This window comes from Acinetobacter sp. YH12086 (assembly GCF_013419345.1).
Classification (GTDB): Bacteria; Pseudomonadota; Gammaproteobacteria; order Pseudomonadales; family Moraxellaceae; genus Acinetobacter; species Acinetobacter amyesii.
Window position 1 is genome coordinate 47864 of the sequence record NZ_VPAF01000015.1, and the last position, 14209, is coordinate 62072.

A 14209-nucleotide genomic window follows, 5' to 3' on the forward strand; every position below is an offset into this window, starting at 1 on the left:
GGCTATGACTTACTTCGGTTGACCTTGAGCATTAAATTGGCGCCAGTAACCCTCTAACTTCAGCTCTTTCAAGGCATTATTTAGATACTTCGGCTCATACCACGTTTTGGTATCCACATCACGACGGATTAAGCGAGCGTTTTTGGCAATTTTTAAAGCACTATCAATTTGTGAACGATGGAATTCATCGAGCAGCGGTGTAGTACGGTCTTTTAAATTCCAACCATCCCAAGTTTTTTGATAATCCACCAATGGAATGCCACTTTGAGCCCAGAGTTTATATTGCGCACTACGGTTGGCTTCTTGAGAACTCCACTGCGCCTGTTTAATCAGTGTCGTCACGACACGTTGCACTACCTCTGGATATTGTTTTTCAAAACTTTCGGTCACCCAAAAGTGTGCAATCGGTGCAACTTTGGGATCTTTAATTTCTAGTAAAGTTTTCGCCACACCACGTGCTTGCAAACTAAACGGTGAAGTAATCGTGGCATCAATATCACCTGTCGCTAACGCAGTACGTGCCGAATAGGCATCTTGCGAAATCACTCGTAAATCACGCTCTGTTAAATTGTATTTTGCTAACACACGGTTAAATACGATCTGACCATTGGTGCCTTTGAATACTGAGAATTTTTTGCCTTTTAGATCTGCAAAGGATTTGGCATTAGAGCCGGCAGGCACCACCACATAAGTTGGGCCAAAACGCCCTGTTGAAAACAAGACTTTGGTTTTTAATCCCGTTGAACGTCCAACCAATGAGGGCAAATCACCATGCAATGCAAAGTCAACTTTGCCATTGGCTAAAGCTTCATTGGTTGCAGGGCCTGCTCCTGGGAAGAATAGCCAATTCACCTTAATGCCATCTTTTTTAAATTCTTGTTCGAGCACACCTCGTAAATGTGCTGTAGCTACAAAACTACCGCCCACTTTGGGTTTACCCCCCTCACCCGCGCCTGATACAGAAATGCGAATTTCTTTGGGATTGGCAGCATGCAATTGAACGCTTAGACCAAGTGCTGAAAGTGCCAAGAATGTGGCTGCGATTTTTTTAGAGATAATTTTCATTTTAAATGTTCCTTAATGATTTAAATTTTTGAATTAAAAGGTGTACTGAACTTGAGCTTGCAGCTCATTGGTGTCTTTTTGATTTGCCGTTTCGACATCAAACAGGTAGTGATTCAGCTGTAATTGGAATTTTGTGGTTTGCGCAAAAAACAGATTTAAGCCCAAAGAGTGAATGTCATATTCACCAATACGACCGCTCGCGGTGTCGAGATAGCTTGCGTTGTTTTTATTCGGGTTATAGCGGTCAAAACGGTAATAGCCTTGGACTGACTTCGGCCAGAAATCATCAAATTTGGCATTGGATTTAATACTGTTGTAGAACTGATCACCCAAGGTATAGAAAGCGGTAAAAGTATGCCCTTCTGCATTGGCTTCTTTGATGTCTTGGGCTACGGTGTCGACATAATCGGTCTTGCCTTGCAGATATTCATAGGTCACGCCAAATGGGGCGTGGTTATAATAAATATCGAAACCCAAACGATCGCGTTTTGCAGCATTATCAGTGATTCCGCCGGCTGAAATTTTCGATTCGCCTTTGATATAAGAGGCACCGAACTTCAACTCACGGAAAATGCTGGCGTAGTCCACTGGCAAGGTAAAAGCCACACGACCGATATAATCTTTGCCGTTGTTGTCATCCGCCTTATTACTGGCATTCCCATTGGTTACCCCTAAGGCATACTCAAACAGCGGCGCACGGTAGTTCGATGCAAAGTCGACAAAAGGTTGGGCATCACCACGGACGATAAATCCATTTTGACGGTTAAACAGTCCTAAAAAGGTCGAAGCTGCAGCGGTACTAATGGTTGGACGCAAATCTTCAGGAGACTGCACATCTAAACCAAAGGGTAATAACTGCTGACCGAGCGTAAAGTTGAGTTTGGCTGTTTCGGGGCCCGCATTGGTGGCAAAAGCGTTATAGCGAACAAAGGCATCTAGTAAGTTAAAGTTACTGTTATTAGTGCCATCATTGCGTTTGCCATAACCAAAGGACAATTGATAATCGAGGTTTTTTCCTTCGTTATAATCACGAAATAAATTCCCGCGCACACCAATCAGCGCAGTCCCAATATCAAATGTCGATTTGGTTGCACCTAAGACACCTGTTTCATCGAGCGCACTGGCACGTAGTTGAACTGTGCCATACAGGGTTGTATCACGAGTCGATTTTGTAGTTTGACGTTCATATTGACGTGACTGATCGTACTTATAGTTTTCAATATCTGAACGTAAGCCGTCGATATCTTCGGATGTTGCTGTGGTTACTTCTGCAACCTGCGTTTCACCTTCAACATCAGCGGCGTTGGTCGTATCGTCTGTCGTCACAGCGGCGGTTTCGACGACTTGGCTTTTCGTCGCACCAGATTCCACGGCATTTAAGCGTTTTTGCAAACTCTCAATTTGTTGTTTTAAGCTGCTCAGTTCTTGCTGAAGTGCTTCATCCGATGCAAAACTCAGCTGACTGGTTGCGGATAAAATCAGTCCGACCGCAACGGTTAATGTGGTTTTTTTCATGATTTGGTTTCACTAACATTTTTCCCAAAGCGCAAAATCCCCCAACCCCATGCAAGGTGCATGAAGTGAATGTACTGCGTGGGTTTTTTAAAAATTAATCTGAGTGGTCGTAGGTTTTATTCAACTTATGCACGACCGAAACTCGAAGACAGCTTTTAGAATTTAAGCGCGCATCATCGCGAGTGTCATAGCACAACAACATGCCTGTTGTAGGACACGAAAAGCAGAAAGATATCGATGCGTAAAAGTACTCATAAATGTTCCATACAGTGGTGAGTTTTGTTCACTCTAATATGGCAACAACTGTGCCAAAATTTTAAGTATTTATTTTTTAAAGTTTTATTATTTAAACCTGATAAATTCTGTTGGTTTTAACGCCAAAAAACTGTTGGTTATGCAACAGTTGCTTATTTCAAATCATCAGATATCTCCATTTTTATATCTCATTTTATGAAATAAGAAATATGCCTTGGGCTTTCCTTCGGGCATAAAAAAACCCACTGACGTGGGTTCTTTTCAATCGATTGTATGTACCGCTTATTGACCAAATTTAGTCGCCATCGCTGTTAATTTTTGATAACCCGTTGGTAGCAAACGTTGAATTAAATCAATCGCTTTTGCATCATTACCAATCAATAAACGACGCTTATCTTTTTGTACTGCTTCAATGATTTGACGAGCCGCTTCTTCAGGTGGACAACGCAAGAATTTATTAAATGACTGTGCCGATTTTTGCGGGTTCATGCCTAAGCTTTTCAAGCTGTCATTCATTTTTGCGGCATTGGCAATATTGGTACGAATACCGCCCGGATGTACACATAGCGCACTCACGCCACAGTTTTCAATATCCAATTCTTGGCGTAAAGATTCGGTAAAACCACGTACTGCAAATTTAGTGGCATTATATGCCGACTGTGTTGGCTGTGCTGTTAAGCCAAACAAGCTGGAAATATTGATGATATGACCTTCACCACTTTGCTTGATATACGGTAAAAATTCTTTGGTGCCATAAACCACGCCCCAAAAGTTAATATTGACAATCCACTCCAGCTCTTCATAGCTTGCGCCTTCAACGGTCGTGCCCAATGCCACACCCGCATTGTTAAAAATCATATTCACCGAACCATGATCTTTAACAGTCTGTGCTGCCCATGCTTTCATTGCTGCAAGGTCTGACACATCGAGTTTTTGCGTCGTTACACGTACATTGCTGGCTTTAACCAATTCAACGGTTGCCGCAAGCCCCTGTTCATTCACATCGCTTAAAGACAGATGGCAGCCTTGTTTAGCCAAAAGCACAGCCAATTGCTGACCAATACCTGAACCTGCACCTGTAATGGCAGCCACTTTATTTTTGAAGTTTTTCATTGTGATTCCTTATTCCTTTATGCTGCCGCTTGGCTTTATCACAGCGTGATCTCATTTGCCAATGTGTGCAGTTCGTCGACTTAATATAGTTTTGACAATACATATTGTCAATGTCATCTTGGGACGTGCTAAGCTGTTGAAATCGCCAATGCTTAAACATAGGTTTAAACTGAAATTATTGCTAAAATAAGACAAAATTCTGCTTTAGTTCAGCGTATATTTTCATGACAGATGCAACAAATCACACAGAACAACAACAGGCAAAAAATGTGAAGGAACGTCAATTTAAAGGGCTTTCTCTCAGTGAACGTAAGCAAGCGCGACGTGAAAAACTGATTGAAGCCGGTATAGAAGCCTATGGAACACATGGCTTTTTTTCAGTGACTGTGAAAGATATTTGTTTGGAAGCCAAGCTGACCGAACGCTATTTTTATGAATCATTTAAGAAAAGTGAGCAACTGTTCCAGACCATCTTTTTAAAATTAATCGATGAACTGCAACAAAATGTGATGCAAGCCATCATGCAAGCATCTACCGATTCTAAAAAAATGATTGAAGCGGGTTTAACCGCCCTACTGTTAACTTTAAAAAATAATCCCCGTATGGCGCGCATCATTTACATCGATGCTATGCTGGTACAAGAGCTACATAACCAAGCCACGATTCATGAAACTATGATGCGGTTTGACCGTATGATTCATGCCTTTGTCATGCTCATGATGCCGAATATTGATCGTTCAGAACGCGAAATTTCAATGGTCGCAACAGGTCTCAATGGTTATGTCACCCAAATCGCGATTCGCTGGGTCATGAGTGGTTATAAACAACCGATTGACGAAGTTTTATCGTCATGTAGCGTGGTCTTTTTGGCCTTGTTGGATGCTTTTTCTGAAAAACCCAGGAAATAAATTCTGAGCTCAACACTGATCTTTACAATTTTTTGAATGATTTTTTTGTGACAACAACATGATGCAAAGCCCATGTTGTTGAATATTTCAGGATTTAAATTGTCACAATTTCTTTCTAAACCCCAATGAAAGATCATTTTTGCAATGATACTGTCATAATTAATCTTTGTAATAAGCCTGTCATAAATATAAAACGGTCTACCGTTTACATAAAATAGGGTATTGCGCTGTGAAAGATGACTATATTTTAATCGTCGACGACGAACTCCCGATTCGGGAAATGATCCATACTTCACTGGATATGGCTGGTTTTCAATGTCAGCAAGCTGAAGATGCCAAACAAGCGCACCAAATGATTGTGGATCAGCGTCCTGCACTGATTTTATTAGATTGGATGATGCCTGGCGGCGTGAGTGGTGTAGACCTATGTCGTCGTTTAAAACGCGATGAAAATTTGTCAGAAATTCCAGTCATCATGCTCACTGCGCGCGGCGAAGAAGACCATAAAGTCCAAGGTCTGGACGCGGGTGCAGATGACTACATGACCAAACCCTTTTCCACCCGTGAGTTGGTGTCACGCATTAAAGCGGTGCTGCGTCGCTCAAATGCCTTGGGTGGTGAAAAAACCATTGATGCCAATGGCTTAATCCTCGATCCAGTCAGCCAACGTGTCAGCTTTGGCAACACCATTTTAGATATGGGACCGACTGAATATCGTCTATTGGCCTTTTTCATGACTCATCCTGAACGTGCCTATACCCGTGCTCAATTATTAGATCAGGTTTGGGGTGGAAACGTGTATATTGAGGACCGTACCATTGACGTTCATATTCGTCGTTTGCGTAAAGTTCTTGAACCTTTCCAAGCCGATCGTTATGTGCAAACTGTTCGTGGTACAGGTTACCGTTTCTCTACCCGTGCAGACGCTGTGATGGGTTAGTCATTTTAGGTCTTTAATTTTCTATGTACGAACCGTATCCCGTCCCTGAACTTGCCAGTGAACATAAAAAATTCCGTTACAGCAGTTTATGGACTTTTGCCAAGCAGGATTTGAGACTGCTGGCATTTTTCCTGCTCATTGCTGCACTCATCGGCTTTGGTATCGGGTACTTATGGATCTGCATCTTAATCGCCTTTGCAGTGTTCTTTGCATTGCAAATGCGTTCGCTGTACTTGGTCAACGAATGGATTTCAAATCGTCCCTATGATGTCCCGCCAAATTTAGACGGTATTTGGGGGGCTTTGCTCTTTAATGTATACCGTGCGCAGCGTCAAGAACGCATCGTACAAGCTGAAATGGTTGGTCTGATCGACCGCGCTCAATCTTCCTTGGTGGCACTTGCTGAAGCTGTGGTATTGATTGATGAATTACACCAAATCGAATGGTGGAACCCTGCCGCAGAAAAGCTTTTGGGGATTCAACAGCTCGATCAAGGGCGCAATATTTTAAGCATTTTAAGACAGCCCAGTTTTATCGAATACTTTACCAATATCGATTTAGCCCCCGATGGTTTGAAAATGAAATCATCAGTGCTCGAAGACCATTATGTGCAAGTCAAATTGACCCGTTTTGGTCGCGAAAGTCGTTTATTGGTGGCCTATGACGTCACACGTATGCATAACCTTGAGCAGATGCGTAAAGACTTTGTCGATAATATTTCACATGAGTTACGCACACCGCTCACGGTTTTAAGTGGTTATATCGAAACCTTTACCGATCAGGAAGATTTAAATCCACGCTGGAAACGTGCGTTCGATCAAATGCAGTCTCAAACCCGCCGTATGAATGCTTTGGTCAATGACTTGTTATTATTATCTCGTCTTGAAAATGATAAAAAAGTTGCTAAAAATCAAATCATTGAAATGCCAAGCCTAATGAACCAACTGTATGACGATGCACATGCTTACAATGTGGATTATGGACATACACTGAATCTCGAGATTGATAGTCACTGTGACCTGATCGGATCAGATATGGAATTGGCGAGTGCCTTTAGCAACCTCATCACCAATGCGATTAAATACACCCCGAAAGGCGGTACTGTGACAATTGGTTGGCATGATGATGGTACGCATGGTTATTTTACCGTTGAAGATACCGGTATCGGGATTGACCCGAAACACTTACCCCGTTTGACGGAACGTTTTTATCGTGTGGACAGTGCCCGTAGCCGCCAAACGGGGGGAACAGGTTTAGGTCTAGCCATCGTAAAACACGTTTTGATGCAACATCAGGCACACCTTGAAATTGAATCCAAAGAAAATCGTGGCTCGCTGTTTAAAGTGGTTTTCCCTAAAGAACGCTTGTATCACGTGAGCTAAGCAGAATCATCCTGCCGATCTTGCTGCGCTTCCAACTGTTGTTCCTGTTGTTTAGCACGGCGATATGCAGGACGCTGTTGCATCCGTTGTAAGAAAGCCTGAATTTGTGGATATCGCCCTTGAGTTCTGGTCATGACGGCTTCTAATGGAAACGTCATCTGAATATCCGCAAAGCTAAACGGTCCCGCAAAATATTCATTTTCCGCTAAATGGTTTTCTAAAAACTCGATATGTTCTTTTAAGCGAGGTCGTACAAAACCTTTTTTGACCCCATCACAAATGCGATTAGCTACGGGTTTGATGACCCAAGGTACATGGCGTGGCACATTGCTCATGACCAACTGCATCACCAACAACGGCATTAGAGAACCTTCGGCATAATGCATCCAAAAGCGATATTGTTGTTTTGAATGTTCCGCCTTGGCTGCAAAAAAATCATGCCGATCATACTTCTCTTGTAAATACTCCAAGATCGCTGCAGATTCTACCAAGACCAGTCCATCATCCTGCAATATGGGCGACTTCCCTAAAGGATGGATGGCTTTAAGCTCAGGGGGAGCAGACAAATTTGGCTGGCGCAGATAAAACTGAACCTGATAATCCAGTCCTAATTCCTGCATTGCCCATAAAATACGAAATGAACGAGATTTTTCTAGATGATGTAGCACCCGCATGGGTTCATCTCCTATATGAAGTCTAAAATTTTCTTATTTCTGGCATGCCATTATTATTTTGAAGTAGTTAAATCATAAAAAGTGTCAGATCACTGCTTAGGGCTATATCAAAACTAAATTTTGCACAGTACAACAGCGACCTGCTTTTACATTAAACTAGAGTGGTTTTAATGTATACACTGCGCAATAAAGTTTTTGTCACTGGGGTTTTTTCACAAATGGACAAGATTTTTTGCTCTAATTCTGCATTCAAGGATGTTTGAAAATGCAGGCGTCGCTCAACCCATTCAGCTCCTTCACGGTTCGCACAAAAGTCTGCCTCGACACGAAACTCACCCAATTGGATTTGTTTATGTGCCGCGTACATGCGCAAGGTAATCATGGTGCATGAAATTAAGGATGCGCACAGTAGGTCATACGGTGCTAAACCTAAGTCCCCGCCGCCAAATGATTCGGGCTTATCGGTAATAAGTTGATGTTTTCCACTCTGAATTTCACCTGACCACGGTGCTTCTAAGGTGTTTACTGTTGCCGTTGCAACGATACCCATAATGACTCCCTCATGGTTATGCCGCACCATTTTTACCACAGGTACGGCTGTTCATTTTTATTTTTAAGTTAACGTGATGGACGCATTTTATCAGGGAAAGCCGGTGCTTCTAGTCGTGGACCATCATAGTCTGGAATAGAGCCAAAGCGTTCGTCCTGATTAATCCACTGCTCACGGGCAATATTCAATTCTTCTTGTGTGCGCCCCACAAAATTCCACCACAGCAGAATCGGTGATTCAAAAGGTTCACCTCCTAATAATAAAACACGGCCACCTGCATGTAGGTCAATTTTGACTTGGGTTAAGCCCGGCTCAAGTACCACCATATTGTCTTCATTTAGCTCGTGACCATTGATAGTGGCAGTCCCTTCGAGGGCCATAAAGCCATATTCAAATTTTGGATTGAGCGGCAGGACGGTACTTTGACTTTCCGAACTACGCAGATCGACACCCAATAATTCACTATGTACTTTTACCGGCGATTTAGTCTGTAAAAATTCACCCACCAATACCGTCAATTCAATCCCGTCTTGTGTCACCACAGGCAACTCTGGGTAATGGTCAAATTGGGGCGCCATATTGATTTTGTCATCTGGCAATGCAATCCAAAGCTGCGCAGCATGCATTTGTGTTTCAGACTCTGGAGCAACCTCAGTATGCGAAATACCATAACCCGCTGTCATGAGATTGACTTGTTTGGGCTGAATTAACTGATGTGTGCCCAAACTGTCGGTATGCATCATGGTGCCATCAATCATCCAGGTGAACGTTTGCAAACCAATATGTGGATGCGGCCCAACATCTAAGCCATCACCTTGAGGGAAATGCACTGGACCGGCATGGTCAAGGAAACACCATGCACCAATCATTCGTTTATGACGACTCGGTAAAGCACGTTTTATCACTGTGCCTTGACCAATTTCAGCACGGCGCAGTGGAAATTCTTGAATGAACTGATTGACGTATTTTTCACAATCGTCGGAATGAGATATTTCTGTGTAATTGGTATTGGTCATATTCTTACCCTAAATTTGGCTAAGCCGATGCAAGGACTATCGGCTAGAGCTATGCATTTTTTCCATTATATCTGCATTAACTCAATCTTCTTCAGCTGTCATTAATACGCTGAATCACAGAGATAGGACAATCGTTTTTTTGTTGCCTAATATGACATACAGCATAACAGTTATTGATGCTTATTTAGACAATACCCAATGCAAAATTACTTGTTCAGATCACGTGAAATGTAAATTTAAGTAACATAAATTAACACTCACTTTTGACCAAACAATACCAAATAATTCACAAATCATTGAAATAACGTGTTTAATTTTTAATAAAAATGGTATAGATTATTTGAGTTACATAAAATTACATACAAGCCATGCTCACCCGTCGGTAATCTTGCATGATCAATGAGTATAAGAAAGAATCACGTGCACTGATCCAAAAAGCCTTGAAAGGAACCTTTGTTCGCGTTCCTGCTCAATTTCGTCAAGAATTTTTCCACTACCATCGTCGTCAACTTTTTAAATTCTTTTTGCAAGTCAACATCGTTGCACAATTGGCTTATCTCTCTTATGCCATAGCGGATTGGTTTATGTTGCCCGATGTGGGTTTGCTCGCGATAGGCTTAAAAACGGCCTATACCTTACTGATGATGGGCATCACATGGGTCATTTATACATATAGCAAGAGCATTTTACTCTTTGACTTGATGCTTCCCCTATCGATCGTTGGCGCTTCTGCCCTGTGGTTTAGCCTACTCAATTTATCCAATAGCCCCGATGTGCCGATCTATTTATATGCATCTTTGGTTTTTATTGTGTTAGCCAATTTATGTGTGCAAATCCGCTTTAAGGCTGCTGTGCTCATTTCTCTATGTATCAGTCTAATTTTACTGATTGGGGTGTATTTCGCCATTTCTGGCAATATCCATCAACTGCAACTGTTTATCTTGATCTATTCTCCCGTATTGTTATTTAGTTTGTATATCAGTTGGAATTCAACGCAAAAATCTAGAATTGTATTTTTACACAGTAAACTCGATCAGTTGAACCGTGAAGCGCTCAATATTATGGCGCATACCGATGTGCTGACTGGCTTAAACAATCGACGTCAATTTATTCAACTTGCCAATTATCATATTCATCATCAGTCCGAACCGTTACAGCCGCTTTCATTACTGATTTTTGATGTCGACAAATTTAAAAATATTAATGATCAGTTTGGGCACTATATTGGTGATCATGTTTTACAACAAATTGCCGAAACGTGCCGACATACCTTACGTAGTCAAGACATCATTGCCCGCTTCGGCGGGGAAGAATTTATAATTCTTTTACCGCAGACACACCTGCGTCAGGCTCAAGATATTGCCGAACGTCTGCGACGGGCAATAGCCGATGATTATTTAGAACTTGATACACTACAAAAACTTAAATTTACCGTTTCAATTGGTGTTGCCGAATTTGGTCAAAAAAACCGAGATTTACAAAGTGTTATTCGCATGGCCGATCAGGCACTTTACCAAGCAAAATCTGCAGGACGCAATCAAATTTCAACTTATAAAACAGCAAGTTAATAATATATTTTGTAACATTCATCAGACGATTTTTTATCATTCATTCGAAAAATCCCTAGTTTCAGGTAGATATTTTTGTATATTTTTTATTCATAATTTTCCTGAGCCATTTATGGAGAAGGGACATGTCTGTTGATGTACGAATGAGTTCTCGGACTAATTCGTCTGCTCAGGAAGTTCGTAAAAATCATAATCATACTTTGAAACTTTCTGAGTGTGATCTTGCCAATCGTGCCGAGATTGAACAAGCCATTGCAGATCCTTTTGCACGTATTCCTACGCAGTTTAGAAACTATTTTCTACAACATCAGTATGCCCATCAGTTACCTTATTTACGTCAAGTGAATTACATGGCGCAGATTACATTTCTTCTTTATTTCTTTGCTGACATTTTTATTATCCCTGACATGTTCTTTTGGTCAGGTCTTTCTCGAGTGGCCATGATTATTGCTGCCCTATTAGTTAGCTTCTATCTGTTTAAATACAAAAAAGATATTCGTGTGCTCGACATGATCTTACCGATTGGGACGGTCTGTAGCACCGCGATTTGGATTGGCTTATTATTGGCTTCAGATAGCCCAATGGTCTCGTCCTATATCTATGGTGCAGCGATCTTTATATTAATTGCCAATGTCTGCGTACAAACACAATTTAAGCCAGCCTTGTATTGTTCGGGTCTCATTTCGCTATTGGTATTTTTTGCTGTGAGTCAGCTTTTATCATGGCAAGAAGCACTGATTTTTGTGGTGGTGTCTATTCCTGTTTGGATGATCAGCCTGCATATGAGTTGGAACAATACACTCAATGCACGTCGTCATTTTTTACGTACCCTGCTTGATGACTGGAATATGCATACGCTGAAAAATCTAGCCCACACAGATGAGCTCACCCAGTTATACAACCGTCGTCAGTTTGTTCAGTTGGCTGAGCATCGCATCCATGAATGGCCAACGCCTGCAAGTACTTGCTTATTGATGTTTGATGTCGATCATTTTAAACATATTAATGATAATTACGGACATGATGTTGGTGATCAGGTACTGCAATGTATCGCTGAAACCACCCGCAAAGAAATGCGCCAAAAAGATGTCTTGGCTCGTTTTGGTGGTGAAGAATTTATTGTGCTTCTATCTGAAACGCAAATACAGGATGCAATGTTGATCGCGGAACGTATTCGTTTAACGCTTCAAAATCAATCATTGCTGAATGTTGCAAATCACCCGATCCAATTTACCGTCTCCATTGGTGTTTCACAGCTTAAATCACATAAACAAAATTTAACTGAACTGATTAAGCAAGCTGATATTGCACTATATCAGGCAAAAGAAAATGGCCGTAACCGTGTAGAGCGATATGATTCAAGCATGAAACCCGAACGTAAATCGACGAAGTCTTGGCAAAGCTTTACCCATAAAGTGAAGCCTAAAGCTGAACCGAATAATGAAAGCGATAGTAGTTGGTCAATTGTTTATAAATAGAATGTTGAGATATAAAAAAGGACGCCGAAGCGTCCTTTTTTTATTAGAAATATTTAGGTTTCCCTAAATAGCCGCGAGCATAGCTTTCGGCGTAATTTAGGCAAGAAGCTTCGCTTCTTGAAATCCCTAAATTACTCCCATTCAATCGTAGCAGGTGGTTTAGACGATACGTCATAAACAACACGAGAAACTTCTGCAATTTCGTTCATGATACGTGTAGAAATCTTGTCTACAAGATCATAAGGAAGGTGTGCAAAACGTGCAGTCATAAAGTCCACAGTTTCTACAGCACGAAGCGCGATTACCCATGCATAACGACGGCCATCACCTACGACACCCACAGATTTCACAGGTTGGAATACGGCAAATGCTTGTGCAGTTTTGTCATACCAGCCGCTTGCGCGAAGTTCTTGCATGAAGATGTCATCTGCTAGACGAAGGATGTCAGCATATTCTTTTTTCACTTCACCAAGAATACGTACACCTAGACCTGGGCCTGGGAATGGATGACGGTAAAGCATTTCAAATGGAAGACCAAGTGTTGTACCTAAACGGCGAACTTCATCTTTGAACAAATCACGGATTGGCTCAACCAATTCGAATGCTAAATCTTCTGGTAAACCACCCACGTTGTGGTGTGATTTAATCACGTGCGCTTTACCTTGTTTGCTTGCCGCAGATTCAATTACGTCTGGGTAAATGGTACCTTGAGCAAGGAAGTTCACACCGTCAAGCTTACGTGCTTCTTCAGCAAACACTTCAATGAATTCACGACCGATAATTTTACGTTTTTTCTCTGGATCAACTTCACCAGCAAGTGCTGTTAAGAAGCGATTTTCAGCGTCGGCACGAATCACGCGGATACCCATGTTTTTCGCAAACATGTCCATCACTTGTTCGCCTTCGTTCAAACGAAGTAAACCGTTATCTACAAATACGCAAGTCAATTGGTCGCCAATCGCACGGTGTAAAAGTGCAGCTACAACAGATGAATCTACGCCGCCTGAAAGACCCAATAGAACTTTTTGATCACCAATTTGCTCACGAAGTTGTTCTACGCGAAGATCGATGATGTTTTCTGAGTTCCACAAGTTACGGCAACCACATACGCCATGTACGAAGTTAGACAACAACTCAGCACCTTTCGCAGTGTGTGTCACTTCTGGGTGGAATTGGATACCGTAGAAACGACGTTTTTCATCAGAAACCATCGCCACTGGGCAGCTTGGTGTGCTTGCAGTGATTTGGAAACCTTCAGGAATTTGAGTCACTTTATCGCCATGACTCATCCACACTTTTAATTGGTCTTTGGTATCTTCAAGATCACCAATTAAAGCATCACGGACTTTAATATCAACTTCTGCATAACCAAATTCATGCACAGTACCTGGCTCAACTTTACCGCCAAGTTGTTCTGACATGGTTTGTAGACCATAGCAAATACCTAAAACAGGTACACCAAGTTCAAATACAACTTGTGGTGCGCGCGGACTACCTTCTTCATGAACACTTTCTGGACCACCTGAAAGAATGATCCCGTTTGGGTTAAATGCACGAATGTCTTCTTCAGACATATCAAATGCGTACATTTCTGAATAAACACCAGCTTCACGTACACGACGTGCAATAAGCTGACTATATTGAGAACCGAAATCCAAAATCAGGATACGGTCTTCAGTAATTTGGGTATTGGTAGTCATGGCAAACAACTATGCAGGCAACGAATATAAGCGCCGTATTCTAAC

At 41.8% G+C, this 14209-nt stretch carries 12 protein-coding genes; 5 read left to right on the plus strand and 7 right to left on the minus strand.

The window, feature by feature from the left end:
- Positions 1 to 9: 9 nt before the first annotated feature.
- The 3 genes from FTU29_RS14020 to FTU29_RS14030 form a co-directional block, all read right to left on the minus strand.
- Positions 10 to 1065, minus strand: a complete 1056-nt coding sequence (locus FTU29_RS14020; RefSeq protein ID WP_180122464.1) for an ABC transporter substrate-binding protein — start codon at positions 1063 to 1065, stop codon at positions 10 to 12.
- 33 nt (positions 1066 to 1098) lie between these two features.
- The gene (locus FTU29_RS14025) at positions 1099 to 2580 is read right to left on the minus strand and encodes a carbohydrate porin (RefSeq protein ID WP_180122466.1); all 1482 of its coding nucleotides are present in this window, start codon (positions 2578 to 2580) and stop codon (positions 1099 to 1101) included.
- Positions 2581 to 3117: 537 nt separating this feature from the next.
- Positions 3118 to 3948, minus strand: coding sequence for an SDR family oxidoreductase (locus FTU29_RS14030; protein ID WP_078194047.1), 831 nt, complete (start codon positions 3946 to 3948; stop codon positions 3118 to 3120).
- 224 nt (positions 3949 to 4172) lie between these two features.
- Between FTU29_RS14030 and FTU29_RS14035 the strand changes: the two genes are divergently transcribed.
- The 3 genes from FTU29_RS14035 (at position 4173) to phoR (ending at position 7178) form a co-directional block, all read left to right on the plus strand.
- Positions 4173 to 4856 (plus strand): TetR/AcrR family transcriptional regulator, encoded by a 684-nt coding sequence (locus FTU29_RS14035; protein ID WP_111885789.1) that lies wholly within the window; start codon positions 4173 to 4175, stop codon positions 4854 to 4856.
- A 229-nt stretch (positions 4857 to 5085) separates the two neighbouring features.
- Complete coding sequence (phoB, locus tag FTU29_RS14040; RefSeq protein WP_078194048.1) at positions 5086 to 5796, plus strand: phosphate regulon transcriptional regulator PhoB; 711 nt, start codon at positions 5086 to 5088, stop codon at positions 5794 to 5796.
- Positions 5797 to 5819: 23 nt separating this feature from the next.
- Positions 5820 to 7178 carry a phosphate regulon sensor histidine kinase PhoR gene (gene phoR, locus FTU29_RS14045; protein ID WP_078191505.1) on the plus strand — a complete coding sequence of 453 codons (1359 nt, stop codon included), beginning with the start codon at positions 5820 to 5822 and terminating at the stop codon, positions 7176 to 7178.
- Here phoR and FTU29_RS14050 read toward each other — a convergent pair.
- From FTU29_RS14050 to FTU29_RS14060, 3 genes are all read right to left on the minus strand, one after another.
- Positions 7175 to 7852, minus strand: a complete 678-nt coding sequence (locus FTU29_RS14050) for a glutathione S-transferase family protein (protein WP_180035124.1) — start codon at positions 7850 to 7852, stop codon at positions 7175 to 7177. The genes phoR and FTU29_RS14050 overlap by 4 nt on opposite strands.
- Before the next feature lie 151 nt (positions 7853 to 8003).
- Positions 8004 to 8402 carry an OsmC family protein gene (locus FTU29_RS14055; protein WP_180122468.1) on the minus strand — a complete coding sequence of 133 codons (399 nt, stop codon included), beginning with the start codon at positions 8400 to 8402 and terminating at the stop codon, positions 8004 to 8006.
- Positions 8403 to 8470: 68 nt separating this feature from the next.
- Positions 8471 to 9418, minus strand: a complete 948-nt coding sequence (locus FTU29_RS14060; RefSeq protein WP_180024722.1) for a pirin family protein — start codon at positions 9416 to 9418, stop codon at positions 8471 to 8473.
- Between the two features lie 392 nt (positions 9419 to 9810).
- Here FTU29_RS14060 and FTU29_RS14065 point away from each other — a divergent pair, with 392 nt between their 5' ends.
- Both FTU29_RS14065 and FTU29_RS14070 read left to right on the plus strand, forming a co-directional pair.
- Positions 9811 to 10986, plus strand: a complete 1176-nt coding sequence (locus FTU29_RS14065) for a diguanylate cyclase (protein WP_180122470.1) — start codon at positions 9811 to 9813, stop codon at positions 10984 to 10986.
- A 143-nt stretch (positions 10987 to 11129) separates the two neighbouring features.
- Positions 11130 to 12464 (plus strand): GGDEF domain-containing protein, encoded by a 1335-nt coding sequence (locus FTU29_RS14070; RefSeq protein WP_257226238.1) that lies wholly within the window; start codon positions 11130 to 11132, stop codon positions 12462 to 12464.
- A gap of 131 nt (positions 12465 to 12595) precedes the next feature.
- Here the strand turns inward: FTU29_RS14070 and guaA are convergent, their stop codons facing one another.
- Positions 12596 to 14164 carry a glutamine-hydrolyzing GMP synthase gene (gene guaA / locus FTU29_RS14075; protein WP_078194056.1) on the minus strand — a complete coding sequence of 523 codons (1569 nt, stop codon included), beginning with the start codon at positions 14162 to 14164 and terminating at the stop codon, positions 12596 to 12598.
- Positions 14165 to 14209 lie beyond the last annotated feature (45 nt).